The organism is Myxococcus sp. MH1 (assembly GCF_059738865.1).
In genome coordinates this window covers 6,678,688-6,698,911 of record NZ_AP026947.1, presented here as the reverse complement: position 1 = coordinate 6,698,911, position 20,224 = coordinate 6,678,688, and the positions used below count along the sequence as shown (strand labels likewise).

General features: G+C 71.6%; 11 protein-coding genes. 3 read left to right on the top strand and 8 right to left on the bottom strand.

The window, feature by feature from the left end; translation table 11 throughout:
• Positions 1–2 precede the first annotated feature (2 nt).
• The 5 genes from AC6JA9_RS25985 to AC6JA9_RS25965 all read right to left on the bottom strand — a co-directional run bounded on the left by AC6JA9_RS25985 (position 3) and on the right by AC6JA9_RS25965 (position 6,072).
• Positions 3–863, bottom strand: a complete 861-nt coding sequence (locus AC6JA9_RS25985; protein WP_223785560.1) for a class II glutamine amidotransferase — start codon at positions 861–863, stop codon at positions 3–5.
• Positions 864–951: 88 nt separating this feature from the next.
• Complete coding sequence (gene hutI / locus AC6JA9_RS25980) at positions 952–2,217, bottom strand: imidazolonepropionase (protein WP_223747536.1); 1,266 nt, start codon at positions 2,215–2,217, stop codon at positions 952–954.
• A 4-nt stretch (positions 2,218–2,221) separates the two neighbouring features.
• The gene (locus AC6JA9_RS25975) at positions 2,222–2,962 is read right to left on the bottom strand and encodes a hypothetical protein (RefSeq protein ID WP_497958002.1); all 741 of its coding nucleotides are present in this window, start codon (positions 2,960–2,962) and stop codon (positions 2,222–2,224) included.
• Between the two features lie 14 nt (positions 2,963–2,976).
• The gene (gene hutU, locus AC6JA9_RS25970) at positions 2,977–4,632 is read right to left on the bottom strand and encodes a urocanate hydratase (protein WP_223747538.1); all 1,656 of its coding nucleotides are present in this window, start codon (positions 4,630–4,632) and stop codon (positions 2,977–2,979) included.
• 180 nt (positions 4,633–4,812) lie between these two features.
• Entirely contained in the window at positions 4,813–6,072 is a 1,260-nt protein-coding gene (locus tag AC6JA9_RS25965; RefSeq protein WP_497958001.1) for a BON domain-containing protein, read from the bottom strand.
• A 233-nt stretch (positions 6,073–6,305) separates the two neighbouring features.
• Between AC6JA9_RS25965 and AC6JA9_RS25960 the strand changes: the two genes are divergently transcribed.
• Positions 6,306–8,684: an FdhF/YdeP family oxidoreductase gene (locus AC6JA9_RS25960; RefSeq protein WP_497958000.1), complete on the top strand. Its 2,379-nt coding sequence runs from the start codon at positions 6,306–6,308 to the stop codon at positions 8,682–8,684.
• A 15-nt stretch (positions 8,685–8,699) separates the two neighbouring features.
• On the top strand, positions 8,700–11,564 hold the full coding sequence (locus AC6JA9_RS25955; RefSeq protein WP_497957999.1) for a hypothetical protein: 2,865 nt from the start codon (positions 8,700–8,702) through the stop codon (positions 11,562–11,564).
• Between the two features lie 3 nt (positions 11,565–11,567).
• On the opposite strand, the gene AC6JA9_RS25950 is transcribed toward AC6JA9_RS25955, so the two are convergent.
• Positions 11,568–12,959, bottom strand: coding sequence for an MBL fold metallo-hydrolase RNA specificity domain-containing protein (locus tag AC6JA9_RS25950; protein WP_223747542.1), 1,392 nt, complete (start codon positions 12,957–12,959; stop codon positions 11,568–11,570).
• A 34-nt stretch (positions 12,960–12,993) separates the two neighbouring features.
• Between AC6JA9_RS25950 and AC6JA9_RS25945 the strand changes: the two genes are divergently transcribed.
• The gene (locus AC6JA9_RS25945) at positions 12,994–14,373 is read left to right on the top strand and encodes a sigma 54-interacting transcriptional regulator (RefSeq protein WP_497957998.1); all 1,380 of its coding nucleotides are present in this window, start codon (positions 12,994–12,996) and stop codon (positions 14,371–14,373) included.
• On the opposite strand, the gene AC6JA9_RS25940 is transcribed toward AC6JA9_RS25945, so the two are convergent.
• Together AC6JA9_RS25940 and AC6JA9_RS25935 are read right to left on the bottom strand one after the other, a co-directional pair.
• A complete protein-coding gene (locus AC6JA9_RS25940; RefSeq protein WP_497957997.1) occupies positions 14,374–15,705 on the bottom strand; it encodes a serine/threonine-protein kinase in 1,332 nt (443 codons plus the stop codon).
• A gap of 53 nt (positions 15,706–15,758) precedes the next feature.
• Positions 15,759–20,186, bottom strand: a complete 4,428-nt coding sequence (locus tag AC6JA9_RS25935) for a serine/threonine-protein kinase (protein ID WP_497957996.1) — start codon at positions 20,184–20,186, stop codon at positions 15,759–15,761.
• Between the last annotated feature and the right edge of the window lie 38 nt (positions 20,187–20,224).

The window sequence follows — 20,224 nt, the reverse complement described above, 5'->3', positions numbered from 1 at the left end:
CGTCAGGCGGCGTGCTGGCTGGGGCCCGGCGTGGGCGGCGGGACGACGTCGCCCGCGAGCTCCGGCACCCGCCAGCGGTGGAAGACGAGCCCGGCGTCCACGCCGATGACGTCCTCCTCCTGGACCGGCGCCCAGTGCGGCCCGCCGCACAGCGCCTCGCTGGAGACGATGAGCTGCTCAAGCCGCGTGCCCGCGACGGGCAGGCCGCCCAGCTCGCACCGCGCGCCGCCCACGGAGACGAAGAGCGTCCGGTTGCGCCGCGAGGCCACCATCACCTCGCCGTTGGTGACGAGGAAGTTCATCGCGGAGCGCTGCTGCGCCTGCGAGTCATCCGTGATGGCCGCCACCAGCCCCATCGTCTCCGCGAGCGCCCGCGCGACGTCCTCGACGGGGACCGAGCCGACGATGGGATGCCTGGCCGCCAGGCGGGTGAGGAAGAGGTAGAAGCACCGCTCGCTGTCCGTGGTGCCCCGGATGCCCACGCGCAGTGTCGGACAGATGAGCTCCTCCACCGCGGCGCGGTGCCGGGCGAAGTCCCTCAACGTCCCATTGTGGACGAACGTCCAGCGGCCGTGGTGGAAGGGGTGGGAGTTGCGCAGCTCCACCGCGCCCACCGACGCCAGACGGATGTGCGCCACCACCGTGTGTGAGGACACACGGCTGCTGACGCGCTCGAAGTCGGGGTCACTGTGCGCGGGCCCCACACCGTGGGCCACGACAGGCGCCGCTTCGGCGCCGTAGGCGGCGATTCCCCATCCATCCTTGTGCTCGCGTGACTGGATGAGGAGCGAGTTCTTCTGCGTCACCAGCGAGGGGTGGACCGCGGAAGGGACTGACGATCTGAATCCAAAAAGTCGGCACATGGCTGCAGTTGGTACTTATAACGGCCGGCCCCGACGGGAAGTTCTCCTGCACTCCCGTGCGACGCACGTGTCACCAGTCGACGTCGCTTCACCCGCAGGAATTCAGCTCCTGCTGGACGACCACACGCCCGGCTTTCACCACCGTGCGCGCGTGCCCTATTCCTAAATGGTAGGGCAGATGGCGGAAAGACGCACAACTGAACAACACCAGGTCGCCTGCATCACCCACGGCCAACCGCCCTTGTCGTTGCAGTCCCAATGACAACGCGGCGCCACGGGTCGCGGCCCAGTACGCCTCCGCGGCACTGAGGCCGTTCTCCAGACACGCGAGCCCCAGCGCCAACGCCGTGTTTTCGCTCATGGCGGAGCCCGGGTTGACGTTGGTGCCCAAAGCGACATTGAGGCCCGCGTCGCGGATGCGACGTCCCGGCGCGTAGGGGCGCATGCGCAGGAAGAGGGTGGAGGTGGGCACGAGCACCGCGGTGACGTTGGCGGCGGCGAGCGCGCGCAGGCCGGCGTCGGTGACCTGCTCCAGGTGGTCGGCGGTGGCGGCGCCCAGCTCGGCGGCGAGCTCGGAGGCGCCGAAGGCGGTGAGCTGGTCGGCGTGGAGGCGCGGCTGCATCCCCAGCTCGCGGCCGGCGGTGAGGATGCGGCGGGCCTCGTCGACGGTGAAGGCGCTGTCCTCGACGAAGACGTCGCAGAAGCGCGCCAGGCTCTCTTGGGCGACGGCGGGCAGGATTTCGTCGATGCAGAGGCGGACGTAGTCCTCGCGGCGCTCGCGGTACTCCGCGGGGATGGCGTGCGCGCACAGCAGCGTGGGCACCAGCTCCACGGGCGTCATCGTGTTGAGCCTGCGCACCACGCGCAGCATCTTCAGCTCGGTCTCCACGTCGAGCCCGTAGCCGCTCTTCACCTCCGCCACCGTCACGCCCTGCGCGAGCAGCCGCTGCACGCGGGGCAGCGCCAGCCGCACCAGCTCCTCCTCGCTGGCCGCGCGCGTGGCGCGCACGGTGCTGACGATGCCGCCGCCGGCCTTGGCGATTTCAAGGTACGTGGCGCCCTGGTTGCGCAGGTCGAACTCCGCGGAGCGCTCGCCGGCGAAGACCAGGTGTGTGTGCGGGTCCACGAAGGCGGGGCCCACGAAGCCGCCCTTCGCGTCGAGCACCTCCGTGCCCGTTCCCACGCTGCCCGGCGGCAGCGTGGCCTCCGCGCCCACGTACGCGATGCGACCGGCGCGGATGCCCACGCAGGCGTGGGGACGCGAGGTGAGGGCGGCCTCGGCGGGCTCGCGGTGCGTGCCCTCCAGGGTGAGGACCTCGGACGTGTTTCGGACCAGCAAGTCCAGCGCATCCATGACGTCAACGACCTCCACGCACACCCACGATGGGAACGTTCCAACTGGTGCTGTCTCCGACCCGCGCGCGACCGAAGCCCCCCGACAGCTCCAGGGTGTCCAGCCATCCCCACGTGAAGCGCGCGGCGACGACACCGCCGTAGTACAGCGAGCCGTTGCTCACGCCATGCGACGACAGCGTGTGCACGGCGACGAAGGGGACCAGGCCCACCGACACCCCGGGCTCCGGCGAGAAGCTCAGGGCACATGTCGCCTCCGCGCCCGCCATGCTGCCCGGTCCGCCCTTGCTCGAGGAGATGCCGAAGTCGGACGCCCCGCGCACCGCGAGCGAGGGCGCGAGTCCCAGCTGCTCGGAGCCGAGGTAATAGGACATGCCCGCGTAGACGCCGTAGCCGGGCACGGGCAGCGGCAGGAACATCTCGCCCTGCAGGCCCGTGTGCAGGTGCAGCCGCTCGGTGAGCGGCCACGTCATCGCGGCGTCGAAGGCGAGCCCCCACTGCTGGGTGGAGAAGCTCGCGTCGTCGCCGCGGAAGCGGTCATCGGTGCCGACGGAGGGCACCGTCCCCGCGATGGGCGCGCTGAGCCGGGGGCCGGTGCGGATACCGGCCTGGAGCATCCGCTGCTGGGCCGAGCCGGGCCCCAGGCGCATCACCATGGGGCCGACGGCGGAGGGCGCACACCCCGCGAGCGCTCCGAGAGCAAGGGCGAGCAACAGCGTCAGGCTCGGGCGCGCGGGGTGGGCCATGGCGAGGCACAAGGCTACACGGTGATGCCCGGAATCTTCACGCCCCGCTCCTTGGCCACCTCGATGGCCTCGGGGTAGCCCGCGTCCGCGTGGCGCAGCACGCCCATGCCGGGGTCGCTGGTGAGCACGCGCTCGATGCGGCGCGCGGCCTCGGCGGTCCCGTCCGCGACGATGACCTGACCGGCGTGCAGCGAGTAGCCCATGCCCACGCCGCCGCCGTGGTGGAAGGACACCCACGACGCGCCATTCACCGCGTTCACCAGCGCGTTGAGGATGGGCCAGTCCGCCACCGCGTCCGTGCCGTCCTTCATCGCCTCCGTCTCGCGGTTGGGCGACGCCACCGAGCCGCAGTCCAGATGGTCGCGTCCGATGACGATGGGCGCCTTCACCTTGCCCGTGCGCACCAGCTCGTTGAACGCGAGGCCCGCCTTGGCGCGCTCGCCGTAGCCCAGCCAGCAGATGCGCGCGGGCAGGCCCTGGAACGCCACGCGCTCCTCCGCCATGTTCAGCCAGCGCTGCAGCGAGGCCTTCTGCGGGAACAGCTCGCGCACCACGCGGTCCGTGACGCGGATGTCCTCGGGGTCTCCGGACAGCGCCACCCAGCGGAACGGGCCCATGCCCTCGCAGAACAGCGGGCGGATGTACGCGGGCACGAAGCCGGGGAACTCGAACGCGTTCTCCATGCCGCCCAGCTGCGCCTGGCCGCGCAGGTTGTTGCCGTAGTCGAACACGTGGCAGCCGGCGGCCTGGAAGTCGTTCATCGCCTCCACGTGTTCAATCATGGACTCGCGCGCGCGGCGCACGTAGCCCTCCGGGTCTCTCTTGCGCAGCTCGGCCGCGGCCTCCAGCGACAGGTCCGTGGGGATGTAGCCGTTGAGCGGGTCATGCGCGCTGGTCTGGTCCGTGACGAGGTCCGGTTTGATGCCGCGGCGGTACAGCTCGCGGAACACCGAGGCCGCGTTGCCGATGACGCCGATGGAGCGGCCCACGCGCTTGGCTTGAGCCTCCTTCACCATCGCCAGCGCCTCGTCGAGGTCCTTGGCGACGACGTCCAGGTAGCGCGTCTCCACGCGGCGCTGGGCGCGCCACGGGTCGATCTCCACGCCCAGGAACACGGCGTTGTTCATGGTGGCCGCGAGCGGCTGCGCGCCGCCCATGCCGCCCAGGCCGCCGGAGAGGATGAGGCGGCCGGAGAGGTCGTCGGTGCCGAAGTGGAAGCGGCCGGCGGCGGCGAACGTCTCGTAGGTGCCCTGGAGGATGCCCTGGGTGCCGATGTAGATCCACGAGCCGGCCGTCATCTGGCCGTACATCATCAGGCCCTTCTTCTCCAGCTCGTGGAAGTGCTCCCAGTTGGCCCAGCGGCCCACGAGGTTGGAGTTGGCGATGAGCACGCGCGGCGCGTCGGGGTGCGTGCGGAAGACGCCCACGGGCTTGCCGGACTGGACGAGCAGCGTCTCGTCGTCGGCGAGGCCCTGGAGGCTGGAGACGATGCGGTCGAAGGAGGGCCAGTCGCGAGCGGCCTTGCCGGTGCCGCCGTAGACGACGAGGTCCGCGGGATTCTCGGCGACCTCCGGGTCGAGGTTGTTCATCAACATCCGGAGCGCGGCCTCCTGGACCCAACCCTTGCACGAGAGGGTGGAACCACGGGGGGCGCGGATGACGCGGGACATGAACGGACTCCTGAGGAATGGCTGACGGAAAGGCCCGGCACACTACCCGAACCCGTGGAGCGCGGGGGTAGCACCGTGGGGGCCTTCGCGCGCAGTGTCCGCTGGAGGCTTGGGGCGCGCCCCGTCCCCGAGGTGGGGACGGGCACGCTCCGTCCATGACGCGCGGGGCCGAAGCCCGCTTCAGGAGTGCAGCGAGCCGTCGTCGTCCGGCACCGGGAGCGGCGCCTGGGAGGTGGGAGGCCGCGCCACGCCCTCGCTCCGGTGGAGGCGCAGGTGGTTGAGGACCTCCTTCACGCCGAGCACCGACTCGGTGACGTCCTCGATGGCGCGCTTCTCGTCGCGGCTGCGCACGCTCCCGGCGAGCGTCACCACGCCGTCCTGCACCTGCACCCCCACGTCCGAGGCGTCCATCCACTCCTGCATCAGCCGGTCGCAGATGTCGGCGCGGATGCGGTCATCGCCTCGCTGGTAGCCGCGGGGCCCGCGTCCCTGGGGCGCGCGGGGGCGGATGGGGCCTCCGGCGTAGCCACCATGGCCCAGGTCGTGGTCATCCGCGCGCGTCGCGCTGGTGGAGAACCCCACCCGGGGCGGCGCCATGTTCTCCACGCCCGGTCCGTGTCCCGAGGGCTGGGTGCCGCCCAGCCGCACATCCGCCTCGGCGGGCCGCTCGCGAGGGCGCAGCTCCCGGAGTTCGTCCATCCACGCCTCGGGTTCATCCCAGGTATCCGCGCCGCGTCGCCCCTGGCGCGAGTGGCCCGGCCCCACGTCCCCGCGACGGAGCGAGTCCGAAGGCGCATCCCTCCAGCGGCCCCGGTGCGCGCCGCCCCTGTCGTCGGGCGGGCCGTGGCGCGAGTGGCTCGGGCTCACGTCCCCGCGACGGAGCGAGTCCGAGGGCGCGTCTCTCCAGGAGGCCCGGTGCGCGCCGCCCCGGTCGTCGGGCGGGCCGTGGCGTCGTGGCGCATCCTCGTCGAGCGCGCGGAAGGTGCCGCTCGGGCTGTAGCCCGGTCGTCGGGCAATCCGCTCCGGGTCGAAGTGCCGGGCGCGGCGGTCCATCTCTCGGTCGCGGTCGAAGTCCCGGCCATACTCGTGGGCCCGGTCCAGCGCCCTGGCCGCGTCGCCGAAGTCCCGGTCGATTTCATAGTCGAGCGAGTCCCGGTCGCCTCGGAGCGTGCGGTAGTCCCGGTCGCGGTCGAGGTCCCGGGAGGGGTGCTCGAAGTCGCGCCGGGCGTCCCAGTCAGAGCGGTGGGAGTCGCGGCCCGGACGAGCATGGTGCTCAGGGTGCTCGTGACGGGGCGGGCCCCGGTGGTGGCCCGGGTCCCCGGCGCGCCAGGCAGGCGGGCCCTCGTGTTCGCTGCGCGGGTGGCGTCTGCCTTCGTGCTCTCCGCGGCCGTGTCGCTCTTTGCCCCGTCGGTCGGGGTCATCATGGCGCCTTCCACTCATGTCATCCGCCTCCTTGGATTCCGGCTCGCGCGTGGGGTCCTGTCCTCCAGAGGGTTTTGACCGCGAGCGTTCCCGGCAACGCCGCCTCGCCTCGTCGGTCGTCCGGGCGTGGGCCGGGCGGGGAGCGGGGGCCCGACGGGCTTCGAGCAGGCGTTACCGCGAGGCCCGGGAGCGGTAGAGTCGCGCGCGCCACGAGCGGACGGTCGTCCGGAGGGCACCAGGAGAGGGCGGGCATGGCCGAGACACAGCGGGACGACGAGGACACCCGGAGTGGGCAGGGCGCGGCGCTGGCCCGGCCCCTGCCACCGGTCCAACCGCCCGACGAGCCGAGGCCTCCCCTGGTCAGTCTCCCTCCCACCGTGGCGGGTGGCGTGCCCGCCATCGTCTCCTCGATGAAGCACGCGTGGGGCGAGATGGGCCCGGTGCGCGGCACGTTCCTCCTGCACAAGGTGAATCAGAAGGACGGCTTCGACTGTCCGGGCTGCGCGTGGCCGGACCCGGGGCATCGCTCGGTGGCGGAGTTCTGCGAGAACGGCGCGAAGGCGGTGGCGGAGGAGGGCACGAAGGAGCGCGTGACGCCCGACTTCTTCCGGCAGTGGAGCGTCGCGGAGCTGTGCGCGCAGTCGGACCACTGGCTGGGCAAGCAGGGGCGGCTGACGCACCCCATGGTGCTGCGCGAGGACGCCACGCACTACACGCCCATCTCCTGGGACGAGGCCTTCGCGCTCGTGGCGGAGGAGCTCAACGCGCTGGAGTCGCCCGACGCGGCGTGCTTCTACACCTCCGGGCGCACGAGCAACGAAGCGGCGTTCCTGTACCAGCTGTTCGTGCGGCAGTTCGGAACGAACAACCTGCCGGACTGCTCGAACATGTGTCACGAGTCCAGCGGCACGGGGCTCGGCGAGACGATTGGCATCGGCAAGGGCACCGTCACGCTGGAGGACTTCGAGCAGGCGCAGGCCGTCTTCGTCATCGGCCAGAACCCAGGCACCAACCATCCGCGCATGCTCTCCACGCTCCAGGCCGCGGCGCGCCGGGGCTGCGAAATCGTCAGCATCAACCCGCTGCCCGAGGCGGGGCTCAATCGCTTCCGGCATCCGCAGGAGGTGTTCCAGTTGTTGGGCCCGGGAACGGCGCTCAACAGCCAGTTCCTCCAGGTGCGCATCAACGGGGACGTGGCGCTGCTGCAGGGGTTGGGCAAGGCGCTGCTGGAGATGGAGGCCGAGCGGCCCGGCACGGTGGTGGCGCGCGGGTTCATCGAGGACAAGACGCTCGGGTTCGACGCGTACGCGCGCAACGTGAGCGCGGTGAGCTGGGACGACGTGGTGGCGCGCAGCGGGGTGCCGCGACCGCAGATTCAAGCGGCCGCGGAGCTGCTGGCCCGCTCCGAGCGCATCATCTTCTGCTGGGCCATGGGCCTGACGCAGCACCGCAACGCGGTGGCCAACATCCAGGAGATCGTCAACCTGGCGCTCCTGCGCGGCAGCATTGGCAAGCCGGGCGCGGGCCTGTGTCCGGTGCGCGGGCACAGCAACGTGCAGGGCGACCGCACCATGGGCATCTGGGAGCGGCCGAAGCCCGAGTTCCTGGACGCGCTCGCGCGGGAGCTCGACTTCGAGCCTCCTCGGCACCATGGCAAGGACGTGGTGGACACGCTCCACGGCATGCACGAGGGACAGGTGCGGGTGTTCTTCGCGCTCGGGGGCAACTTCCTGTCGGCCACGCCGGACACGGAGTTCACCGCGCGGGCCCTGCGGCGCACGCGGCTCACGGTGCATGTGTCCACCAAGCTCAACCGCGCGCACCTGGTCCACGGGCGGCGCGCCCTCATCCTCCCGTGCCTGGGAAGGACGGAGCGCGATGTGCAGGCGGGTGGGCCTCAGTTCGTGACGGTGGAGAACTCGATGGGCGTGGTGCACGCCACGCGCGGCGCGGTGGCCCCGGCGTCCGAGCACCTGCTCAGCGAGCCGGTGATCGTCGCGCGGCTGGCCACGGCGGTGTTGGGCTCGCGCTCGAAGGTGCCGTGGATGTCATGGGTGGAGGACTACGCTCGGGTGCGAGACGTGATTGCCCGGGTCATCCCGGGGTTCGCCGACTTCAATCGGCGCGTCCAGGAGCCGGGCGGGTTCTACCTGCCGAACGGGCCTCGGGAAGGGCGCTTCACCACGGCGAGTGGGAAGGCGCACTTCACGGTGCACACCATGCCGGGCGAGGAGTTGGAGCCCGGGCAGTTGATGATGATGACGCTGCGCACGCATGACCAGTTCAACACCACGGTGTATGGATTGGATGACCGCTACCGTGGCATCAAGGGTGGGCGGCGCGTGGTGTTGATGCATCCCAAGGACATCCAGGAGCGCGGGCTCACCGAGGGCCAGGTGGTGGACCTGACGAGCCACTTCCGGGGCGAGACGCGGGTGGCGAGGCGATTCGTGGTGGTGCCGTACAACATCCCCCGGCGGTGCGCGGCGACGTACTTCCCGGAGACGAACGTGCTGGTGCCGGTGGACAGCTTCGCGGAGAAGAGCCGCACGCCGGCCTCGAAGTCCGTGGTCATCACCGTGGCGCCGTCGGTCGAGGCGCCTTCCCTCGTCGAGGGTTCGACTTCATGAGGTCCGTGAGCGCGCATGCACCCGCCCGGTGAAGCCGCGTGGCCGGAGTCGCTCCGGCCGCTCTACGAGGAAGTCGCGAGCACTCCCGCCACGGAGGCGGTGGAGGCGTCCGCGCGCTGGAGCACGTCCTTCGCCGATTGGGTGCGCGGGGCGTCGCTGGAGGAGCGGACGCTGGCGCAGCTCGCCGCCTGGGAGCGGCTGGCCCGGGGAGAGCGCGGGCTCGGCGAGCTGTTGTTCCTGGTGGGCTCGTGCAGTGAGCTTCTGTGGCCCTATGCGGCGCCGCCGGCGGGCTTGCTGGAGCGGTTGTTGTCGCGGCAGGGCGCGATGCTGGAGATCCTGCGGGGCACGGGTGAGCCGGAGGTCGCGGCGCGGGTGCTTCGTGAGAGCGAGGCCGCGCTGTCGACGGTGCTCACGCGGTACCTGAAGCGTCACCCGGACTCGCTGCTGTCGCTGGTGGGGAACGTGCCGTGTACGTATGACGGGCATGCACTTCGCTTCCTCGACTCGGTGGAGGTGGACCTCAAGCGGGTGATGGCTTCGGGGAACAAGGCCATCGGGATGCTGGAGCAGCTGCGCATGCTGCTGCCGGCGACGGCGGAGGCAGGGCGCGACAAGCTGGCGGACTACATCCGAACGCGGGCCTCACGGATTCCGTGGCAGGAGGCCTCGGAGGTGCTGGCCGAGCGGCTGTTCGCGCTTGCGACGTCTCCGGATGGACGCGGGGCGATGCGCGGGTTCCTGGCGTGCTACCCGAACGGGCGCAAGGAGCCGGAGTGGTGTGCCCGCGCGGGGGTGTTGCTGGCGCGCACGTTGGAGGTGGGTGGGGCGCCCGCGGTGGTGGAGAACCTGTGCGAGCTGCTGGGGCGCTTCGATGCGCCGCCGGTGGATGGGCTGCGCGGGGCGTTGGGCGCGTTGGTGGGCAGTGACTTCGACACGCTGACGGACCTGGGACCGGTGCGCTTCGTGCTGGACCACTGTCAGGCGAACCTGCGCAAGGGTGAGCCGGGGCTGGTGCTGACGCAGGTGTGGCTCGAGGAGCGGCTGTTCCGCGCGTCGGTGCGCAAGGGCTTGTCGGACGCGTTCGAGCGGCGCAAGCGGATGCGGGCGAAGCTGGAGCCGATGGCGACGGGCTTCGCGCACCTGTGCTGGCTGGCAGAGGAGTGCGCGGACTTGTGGCCCAAGCTGGGGTCGGAGACTCGGCCCGGGTTGGACGAGCTGGCGGCGTGGCGGGACGAGGTGGCGGAACGGATTGCTCGCAAGCCCATGCCTCGGAAGGCGGCCATCGAGTTCTTCCTGTGGTGTGCGCCGGACGCGGCGTCGTCCGAGGCGGAGCTCGTGGTGCTGTCGCTGGCGCGGACGGAGACGGACCGGCGACAGGTCCGGCGGCTCAAGGCCCATCCGTCGTCCCGGGTTCGGCTGCGCGTCCGGACGTTGCAGCGCTGGTTCCAGGGGGCCACGGCGAAGGATGGCGCGAAGGCTCCGCCGCCCACGGGCGCGGTGGCTCCGGCGTCGCTCACGGATGCGTTGAGGCATCTGCACGTGACGCGTGCGGTGCCGCTGAGTGGCCGGACGTGGCTCAGGGACCGTGACCTGGAGGAGCTGCTGTTCGGCGCGGTGTCTCGCGTGGAAGCGGACTTCTCGGCGCGCTATCCGGAGCGGTTCCGTGAGGACACGGTGGAGCTGGTGGACTCGCTGCTCGAGGCGCTGAGTGGCGAGCTGGGCCGCGTGAAGGCGGACCTGTTCTCGTTGCTGGCCCAGGGCCAGCCGCCGCCGCTCGATTTCGAGCTGACGGTGCGACGTGTCGCGGAGCGGGTGGTCGAGGCGCCGAAGCCCTCGAGGCGAGGACGGGGGAGGGCGCCAGCCGCGCCCGTGGCCACCGAGGTGGGGCCGGTGGGCGTGTTGGACATGTCGACCTCCTGGGCTCCCGTGGTCGAGTCCGTGATGGCCGAGGATGAGAGCGCGCGGAGTGGGGACGAATCGCTGTCGATGGAGGACGAGGTCTCGCGCCTGTTGGAGGCGGAGGCGCTGTCGCGGGTCGAGGCTTCCGACGAAACGTCGCTCGCGGAGGTGAACGAGGGGCCTTCTGTCGGACTGGCCGTCGGGGAGTCTGTGCCTGCCGCCGATGCACGGGGCCCGCGGGAGGTGGAGGCCGTCGTCGAGAGCGCCTCCTCCATGGTCATCGCCACGCCGGCCGCTGATGGCGTGGTTGACGGCGGCTCACAGGTCGACGCCTCTGCAGCTGAGCCCTCGGCCGCCGCCGAAACGGCCCAGGCGGAGCCGCTGCCTCCGCTGGTCGCGCCCACGGAGACCTCCGCTTCCGAAGCACGTCTCCCCGACGAAGACCCCTCTGCGCGCTCGCGGCGCGGCCGAGGCAGACGAGGCTCGTCGGACCGGGTCCCGGACTCACGCACCTCGGGCACCGAGGTGGCGTTCATGATGAACGCCGAGGTCGACGGCTTCGTGGACACGGAGCGCGCGGTGCTCGTCCAGGTCGTGAAGCTGGAGCAGCGTGGAGAAGGCCAGTGGCTGCCCCACTTCCGGCTCGGCCGTGAAATGGTCGATGGCCTGCTGTCACGCACCGACTCGGCCTACTGCCTCTTCCTCGTCCCGCCCATCCCTCGCGCCGAGTGCTGGATGCTCCCAGCCCGACTGGTGCGTGACCTGATGGACGCCCAGCGCTCCCTCACCACCGTGTCCCGGGACTCCGTGGCCCGCGCCGCGCGCTCCCTCTCCCAGTGGTGGATGGGCGACTTCGTGAACCTCTGGACCGGAGACGAGCGGACCGCGTTCCTCGAACACGTCTCCCCCGAGTCCCCGAACGCACCGGACTTCGTCGTTCGGTGCTCCTTCCACTCGGGGACCCGCACGCCGCGGCCTTGAGCGTCAGACCGCCAGCTCCAGCTCCACCTTCTCCAGGTAGCCCGGCACATACGCCTTCCAGCCCTTCGACTGCACCCGCCGCCGGAGGGCCTCCAGCGCGTCCGGCTCGCCGTGCACCAGCAGCGTCTGGCGCGGCGGCGAGTCGAACCCCTCCATCCAGCGCATCGTCTCCGTCCAGTCCGCGTGCGCGGAGAACCCGCTCACCGTCCGGATCTCCGCGCCCACCGGCACCACCTGCCCGTGGATGCGGCACTCCTTCTCCCCATCCAGCAGCTTGCGCCCACGCGAGCCCACGGACTGGTAGCCCACGAACAACACCGTGTTGCGCGGGTCCGGCAAGCGGTGCTTCAGGTGGTGCAGCACGCGGCCTCCCGTCGCCATGCCGGACGCGGAGATGATGATGGCCGGCCCCTCGTGCAGGTTCAGCCGCTTGCTCTCCTGCGCCGACGTGACGAACCGCGTCTTCTGTGTCGCCAACGGTGACGCCCCACGCTCCACCAGCGACTTCATCACCAGGTCGTGCTCCTCGGGGTGCGCCAGGTACACGGGCGTCGCGTCACAGGCCATCGGCGAGTCCACGAACACATCCACCACGGGGATCTGCTTCGCCTCCTCCAGGTTGCGCAGGTGGAAGAGCAGCTCCTGCGTGCGCCCCACCGCGAACGCGGGAATCACCACCACGCCCCCACGGTCGAACGCGCCCTTCACCGCGTCTCGCAGCGCCTCCATCGGCTTCTGCTCGCGGTGTTGCCGGTCCCCATACGTGCTCTCGACCACCAGCGTCGTCGCCGAGTCCACGCTCTGCGGATCCCTCAAGATGGGCGCCTGATAGCGACCCAGATCCCCACTGAAGACCACGCGCTGGCGCGTGCTCTTCAAGTCGAAGACACAGACAGCCGAGCCGAGGATGTGTCCCGCCCGATAGAAGGTCAGGGTGATGCCCGGGAGGATCTCCTTCGGCCGCTCGTAGCCGAAGGTCTCGATCATCCTCACCGCGCGCTCGGCGTCCGGGACCGTGTAGAGGGGCAGGGCGGGGTGGTGCTTGGAGTAGCCCTCCTTGTTCGCGTAGCGCGCCTCCTCCTCGTGGAGGTACGCCGAGTCCGGCAGCAGCAGGGCCGTCAAATCCCGGGTGCCGGGCGTGGCGTAGATGGGGCCGTCATAGCCCTCGCGAATCACGCGCGGCAGCCCACCCGTGTGGTCGATATGCGCGTGCGTGAGCACGATGGCGTCCAGCTCACGCGCGGGGAGCGGGAGCGGTTGCCAGTTGCGCTGTCGCAGCTCCTTCTGTCCCTGGAAGAGCCCACAGTCCACGAGCACCTGCTGCCCGTCATGCTCGAGGAGGAACTTGGAACCCGTCACGGTTCCGGCGGCGCCGAGGAAATGGAGGGAGGCCATGGCCCCCAGTCTACCGTGCTAGCGTGGGATGCTCATGAGTACCTCCGAGCGTCCCCCCGGGGCAGACCGCTTACCCTCCAAGGGCGAGGACGCCCAGCAGACCCGACCCACGGGTACCGGACGCCCCGGCTTCACGGGCGCGGTCCGCCGCTTCCGGGTCACGCTCCTGGAAGGCCCCCAGCCCGGCGTCTACAAGGACTCCAACGCGGACACCTTCTCCATCGGCTCGCACGGGCTCAACGACTTCGTCATCGACGAGCCCACCGTCTCGCGCTTCCACTGCGAGGTGCGCATCGAGCGCGATGGCGCCCGGGTGCGGGACCTCGACAGCCTGAACGGGACGGTGCTCGACGGCGTCCACGTGCGCGAGGCCTACCTGCGCGGAGGCAGCGTGCTGCGCCTGGGCCGCGTCAGCCTTCGCTTCGACTTCAGCGCGGAGAGCAACCGGCTGCTGATCTCCGAGCGCACCGCCTTCGGCGAGCTGGTGGGCACCTCCGTCGTCGCGCGCGCCAGCTTCGCGCTCATGGAGCGCGCCGCGGCCAGTGATGCCACCGTGCTCCTGGAGGGAGAGACGGGCACCGGCAAGAGCCGCGCCGCGCTGGCCATCCACCGCGCGGGCTCGCGTGCCGCCGGTCCCTTCCTCACGGTCGACTGCGGCGCCATCCCCGGCAACCTGCTGGAGAGCGAGCTGTTCGGGCACGAGAAGGGCTCCTTCACCGGCGCGCTCCAGCGGCGCATCGGCGCCTTCGAGGAGGCCGACGGCGGCACCATCTTCCTCGACGAGGTGGGCGAGCTGCCCGCGGAGCTGCAACCCAAGCTCCTGCGCGTGCTGGAGCAGCGCGAGATTCGCCGGTTGGGCGCGAACACGTATCAGCCCGTCAACGTGCGGGTCATCGCGGCGACCCACCGGGACCTGCGCGCGGAGGTGAACGCGAGCCGCTTCCGGCCGGACCTCTTCTTCCGCCTCGCGGTGGTGCGCATCCTCATCCCCTCGCTGCGCGAGCGCCCCGAGGACATCCCCGCCATCGCCGAGCGCATCCTCGCGGGCTTCGGCGCCGCGCCCGAGCAGGTCTCCGCGCTCAACACGCCCGAGTTCATCAACCAGCTCCAGCACGCCGCGTGGCCCGGCAACGTACGCGAGCTGCGCAACCACCTGGAGCGCTGCCTCGTGTTCCAGGACGCGCTGCCACCCGAGACCGAGACCGTGGGCGCCCAGGGTGTCATGGGGAGCCTGGTGGACCCGAAGCAGCCCTACGCGGATGCACGTCGCAGGGCGCTCGAGATCTTCGAGCGCGAGTACCTGGACGCGCTGATGCAGCTTCACCACGGCAAGGTGTCCCAGGCCGCCACCGCGGCGGAGATGGACCGCGTGTACCTCTACCGGCTGCTGCGCAAGCGCGGACTGCGGACGTAGCTAGCGCGCCGCGTGCTCGGTCACCTGGCCGGGCACGCCACCCGTGGTCCAACCCTCGAGCCGGGCCAGGGGACTCCCCGCGAGCTGCCGCGCGCCTCGCGCATCCATCGAGAGCGCTCCGGGCTCGGCGTGCAGATAGACGCGCGTCTCGAGCTCCGTCCCCGCGAGCTCCAGGACACGCGCGAGGAGCCGCTCGGCGAGCTGCCGACAACCCCGTTGCTCCAGCGCCCGCGCCGGCGCCTCGTCGGACAGCGCGCGCCACGCGAGCAGGGCATTGCCTCCCTCCAGCGCCAGGGTCCACCCCTCGGACTCCAGCAGCTCACGGCCCGCGTCGAGCGCGGCGTCCCTCGCGTCGAGCGCTTCGTCCGTCGGGTCCACGTCCGAGGTCGCGAAGCGCAGGTCCAGGTACAGCGCCGAGGCCCAGGTGTTGGAGTCGGAGGATGCGATGAGCGCCGCGCGCAGCGCCGCGAGGAAGCTCGTCACGTCCGGCCAACGCTCCTCGGGCCTCTTGGCCAGACAGCGTGAGACCACCGCCTCCAACGCCGCGGGCACCCGGACGTGTTCGCTCAAGCGGGGCGGAGGCGCGTGCAGGTGTTGCTCCTCGACCTCCACCGCGCTCTCGCCGTCGAACGGGGGGCGTCCCACGAGCAACTGGTAGAGCAGCACGCCCAGCGCGTACAGGTCCGTGCGCGCGTCCACGGGGTGGCCGAGGATCTGCTCCGGCGCCATCGCCACCGGAGTTCCGAGCACCGCGCCCGCGGTGGTCAGCGCCGTGCCTCCGGACAGGGGCGCCACCTTGGCGATGCCGAAGTCCACCAGCTTCACCGTGAAGCCCTCGGGGCGCGGCAGGAACATCACGTTCTGGGCCTTCAGGTCGCGGTGCAGGATTCCCTGCCCGTGTGCCGCCGCGAGCGCGCTCCCCAGCTCCTCCATCACCGTGTGGGCCTCGGCGAGCGAGAAGGGGCCTTGCTGGGAGAGCCACCGGTCCAGGCTCTCTCCCTCCAGCCACTCCATGGCGAGCCAGGGCCTTCCGTCTCGCAGCTCCCCGTACTCCAGCACGCGGACGATGTGGCGATGGTCGAGCGCCAGGAGGGTGTCCGCCTCCTGCCTGAAGCGCAGGAGGACCTCGCTGACGTGGTTGAGGTGGGCCCGCACGACCTTCACGGCGGCGGGCGTCCGGGTGTCCAGGTGGATGGCGCGATAGAGCGACGCGGTGATGCCGGAGTGGACCCGCCGCTCCACCATCCACGCGCCGACGAGGGCTCCGGGCTCCAGCTCGTCGCCGTACAGGGCGACCTGGGCGTTGCCCTCGCGCTTGTCCCACTCACTCATTCCGGCCCTCCATCCGCTGCGCTCGCGTCCTTCCAGGACGTCCCATCGGGTGCCTATGGACCTGTTTTGGCACGCGTGCTCGCGGGAGCGCCATCCGGCCACTGGCCCTTCACGGCCGACTCGAGCCGTCGCACACGCGAGGTCCAGAGTGGAGCCTCATGCGCGGTCTGCTCGACCTCGGCCACCCGGGCACTCAGCGCTTCGTCGTCGCCCGCCGCACGGGCCGCTCGCGCCGCCCAGACGAGGACCTCCATCCGTTCATCGGGCGGCATCCGTGTTCGCGAGGCCTCCACCTGGGCCTCCCAATGCTCGCGGGAGTAGGGCACCGAGGCCGAGGACTCGGCGACCACGCGGCGCACCACCTCGCCCATGAGCTGGTCCGCCGAGGTGAGGCGCACGCGTGAGGCCTGTTCATCGAGCCACGCGAGCTGCTTCGTGGCCTCGGACAGGTCGCCCAACTCGCAGCACAGGCGGGCCACGAGCAACGCGTCCTGCGCCATGGAGTGGGGGAAGCAGCGCTGGCTGAGCACTCCCGCGCGTCTGGCCAGCGGCAGGGCTTCTTCCGCGAGGCCCTGGTAGCCCAGGAGCACGGCGAGGTTGAACGCCGAGGTGCGCTCTATCTGCACGTTGCCGAGCTCGCGTCCCAGGCTCACCGCGCGTTCCAGGTCCGTGCGCGCCCCCGCCACGTCGCGACGCTGGACGTGGAGCACCAGGCGGTTGTTGAGCGCGACCCCCAGGTGCAGCGTGTCTCCGGTGGACTCGCACAGTGCGATGGCCTCGGCGAAGCGGCGCTCGGCGTCGTCGAGCTGCCCCGTCCAGCCCAGCATCGCGCCGAGCATGGCCAGGGCGATGGCCTCCGTCTCCTCGTCGCCCGTCGCGCGTGCCAGCGTCACGGCTTCTTCGAGGGGCGCGATGGCCCCCGTGATGTCCTCCCGACGCACGAAGGCGCGCGCCTTGGCCAAGGCGTGGCGCGCGGCCAGCTCGGAGGGGACGGGTTCTCCGAGCAGTTGGAGCGCCTGTTCCTGCAGGGCGGTGGACTCGTCCGTGTCGTCCCGCCAGTCGAGCGCGGTGGCTTCCTCCAGGAGCAGGTCCGCTTCGCGCAGCACGGCGCCTCGCGAGACGGCGATTCGCCGCGCCTCACGCAGGTCCTCGAGGGCGTCGTCGATGCGCTGGAGCCGGTAGCGGACGCGGCCCCGGCCCGACAGCAGCTCCAGTCGACGCACGTCATGCTCGCGAGGCGCGCACTCCAACGCGGCGGAGAAGTGGCGCTCGGCCTCGAGCAACCGGTGTCCACGGCGGCTCGACTCCGCCAGGGCGTGGTGGAGCTCGAGCGCCAGGATTGTCTCGCCCGCGCCCTCGGCCCATCGGGCGCGCCGGGGCAAGGGGGCGTCGGGCAGGGACTCCAGGGCGGCGGAGCAGATGCGGCGACGGAGCGCTCCAGGCAGCCTCGCGGCGAAGGCCTCGCGCAACAGGGTGTGCTCGAAGCGCCAGCGGCGGGGGCCTCGGGGCTCGAGCATCCCGAGCCGCGCCAGTCGCTCCAGTCCGACGCCCGGGTCCAGGGAGAGGTCCAGCGCTTCGCTCCCGTCGAGCCGGGTGAGCGTGGCGGACAGCTCCTCCCAGCGCACGTCTTCGCCGAGCACGGCCGCCACCTGGAGCAGCGCGCGCAGCCCGGAGGGCAGGGCGAAGAGGCCTCGCTCCGCCACGCGCTCGTCCGGGCTCTCCACGGCCAGCGCATCCAGGGCCTCCGCCGCGAGATAGCCTCCTCCTCCGGCGCGAGTCCGGATGGCGCCGGCGGCCCTCAGCGCGCGGACCGTCTCCACCAGGCGCAGCGGCGAACCGCCACAGCGCTCCACCAGCTCACGGAGCATGCTCTCCGCGGGGACATCCACGGGACTCAGGAGCTGCCGCAGCACATGGCTCGCGGCTTCGTCATCGAGGGGCGCGAGCGTGCGCCGGGCGCTGTCCGCCGCGCGCTCCCCGAGGTATGGGCGCAGCTCCAGCAGTCGAGGGCGTCCAGTGAGGACGATGCAAAGCGGCGAGGTGAGGCCGGAGAGCGTGGCCAGCTCCAGCGCGTCGAGCGCGGTGGGGTCCAGCGTCTCCGCATCGTCCACGAGCAGCACCAGGGGGCGCTCCTCGGCACGGCGGCGCAGGTGCGACGCGAGCGCTCGTGCGAGGTGCTGTCTGCGCGCCGCGGGATGCGCGGTCGCCAGGTCCAGCGTCGTGTTCGTGCTCTCGATGAGCCTGCGCACCCCTTCGTCAGAAGAGGTGGTTGGCGGCAGGCCGAGGAGGGTGGCGATGAGGTGGCCCAAGCCACTCTCGGTGGCGCTGCCTTCGTCCCGCTGCGCTCCCACCAGCAGGGTGGACAGAGCGCCTGCTGTCAGCAGCTCACCGTGGAGCTCGGTCAACAGCCGCGTCTTGCCGAGCCCTTCGTCGCCCAGCAGGGTCAGCAGCATGGGCGAGCGCTGCTCGCGCACCTTCGTGATGCCCGCGCGCAGCCAGTCCAGCTCCGCGTCGCGGCCCTGCACGGTGGCGATGGGGAGGGGGGCGAGGTCCGATGGCGTGGGTGTGCTGACAGGGTCGAGCGCGCCGAGTCCTTCACGCGCTTCGGCAGTCAGCAGGAGTGTGTCGGATGGGGTCGCGGGCTCGGGCCACCACCTGCCCACCTGTTCGAGCGCGACGCCACCGAGAACCCATCGGCCACCTCGCTCGCGCACGCGGAGCCGTGCCTGGTGCACGACGCGCATCGAGCCGGGAGGGAGCTGGCTCGTCAGGGCTTCCGCGGCCTTGAGCGCGGCGCGCAGCCCCGACTCGACCTGGGGCGCATGGGGAAACGCGAAGATGGCGAGCCCCGGCTCCATGCGCGCCAGCTCCGCGCCGGTGCTGGTGAGGAGTCCCCGCAGCGTGGGGACATCGAGCGGCGTCTTGACGCCCAGCAGGGCGACGTCCCTGGCTCGTTGTGCGGAGGTCTCCGAAAGGCCCGGAGGGCTCTCACCCGTCATGGCGACCGTGCGCGGTTCAGGCGACTCCAGCACTGGCGCGGAGGTCCCCATCAGGACCCCGTCCGCGTCTTGCGTCGCGCTGAGCAGTGGCGGGGTTGAGGCCCTCGAAATGGTCTCCGTTTCGAGCGCATCCGCCACGACCGCCCCTTGCGTCGAGCTGAGTTGCGGCGGTGCGGAGGTCCTCGCCCCGGTCTCGGCATCGAGCGCATCCGCCACGACCACCCCTTGCGTCGGGCTGGGTTGCGGCGGTGCGGAGGTCCTCGCCCCGGTCTCGGCATCGAGCGCATCCGCCACGACCACCCTTTGCGTCGGGCTGGGTTGCGGCGGTGCGGAGGTCCTCGCCCCGGTCTCGGCATCGAGCGCATCCGCCACGTTCGCCCTTTGCGTCGGGCTGAGTTGCGGCGGTGCGGTGGTCCTCGCCCCGGTCTCGGCATCGAGCGCATCCGCCACGTTCGCCCTTTGCGTCGAGCTGAGTTGCGGCGGTGCGGAGGTCCTCGCCCCGGTCTCGGCATCGAGCGCATCCGCCACGCCCGCTCCCTGCGTCGCGCTGCCCCGTGGCCTCCCAGAGGTCCCCTTCCGCGGCACGGCTTCGAGCGCATCCGCCACGCCCGCCGCGCCGGGCCCGCGCTCCTCCGGGGCCTTCGCTAGCAAGCGGGACACCAGGGCATCCAACTCGAGCGGCACCGCCCACGGCGCCAGCTTCGAGAGCACCGGTGGCCTCCGGGCGACATGCGCCTGGAGCACCGACGCGGTGTCTCCCACGAACGGCGGACGCCCACACAGCAGCTCGAAGAAGACGACGCCCAACCCGTAGAGGTCCGCGCGCGCATCAATGGCTCGCGCATCGAGGCACTGCTCGGGCGCCATGTACTCGGGCGTGCCCAGGCGCTGCCCGGTCCTTGTCACCGTCGGCGCGGGCGCCGCGTCCCGCTCCGCGCCCAGGCGCGCCAGCCCGAAGTCCACCAGGACCAGCCGCTCTCCGGAGAGCATGATGTTCTCCGGCTTGAGGTCGCGGTGCACCACTGCCGCGGCGTGCACCCGCGCCAGCGCGCGCGCCAGGGCGAGCATCACCGGCCTCGCCTCCTCCCACGGCATCGCGCCCGACCGGGGCAGCTCCGCCAACCGCTGCGCGAGCGTCTGCCCGGCGATCAACTCCATCACCACCACGGGCTCACCCGTCAGCGTGCGGACCTCGCCCAGCAGCTCCGGCGTCACGGGCGGGCCGATGCGTCGCAGTGCCTCCAGCTCCCGCGCCAATCGTTCCGCGGCGAGCGGCTCCAGCACCTTGAGGGCCACGGGCCGGCCGTCGGACTCCCGCCGCGCGGCGAGCACACGCCCGAAGCCGCCTCGTCCCACGGAGACGCCCCGCTGGTACCCCGGGACGTCCGGAAGGGGGGCCGCGGGGACTCTCGGCGGGAGCTCGGCCGAGGGGTGGAGGGGACAGTGCTCCACCACACGGCGATGACAGGCGGGACAGCGCATCGATGGCGGCGGCGAGGGGGGAGAGAGAGTCCGACGTG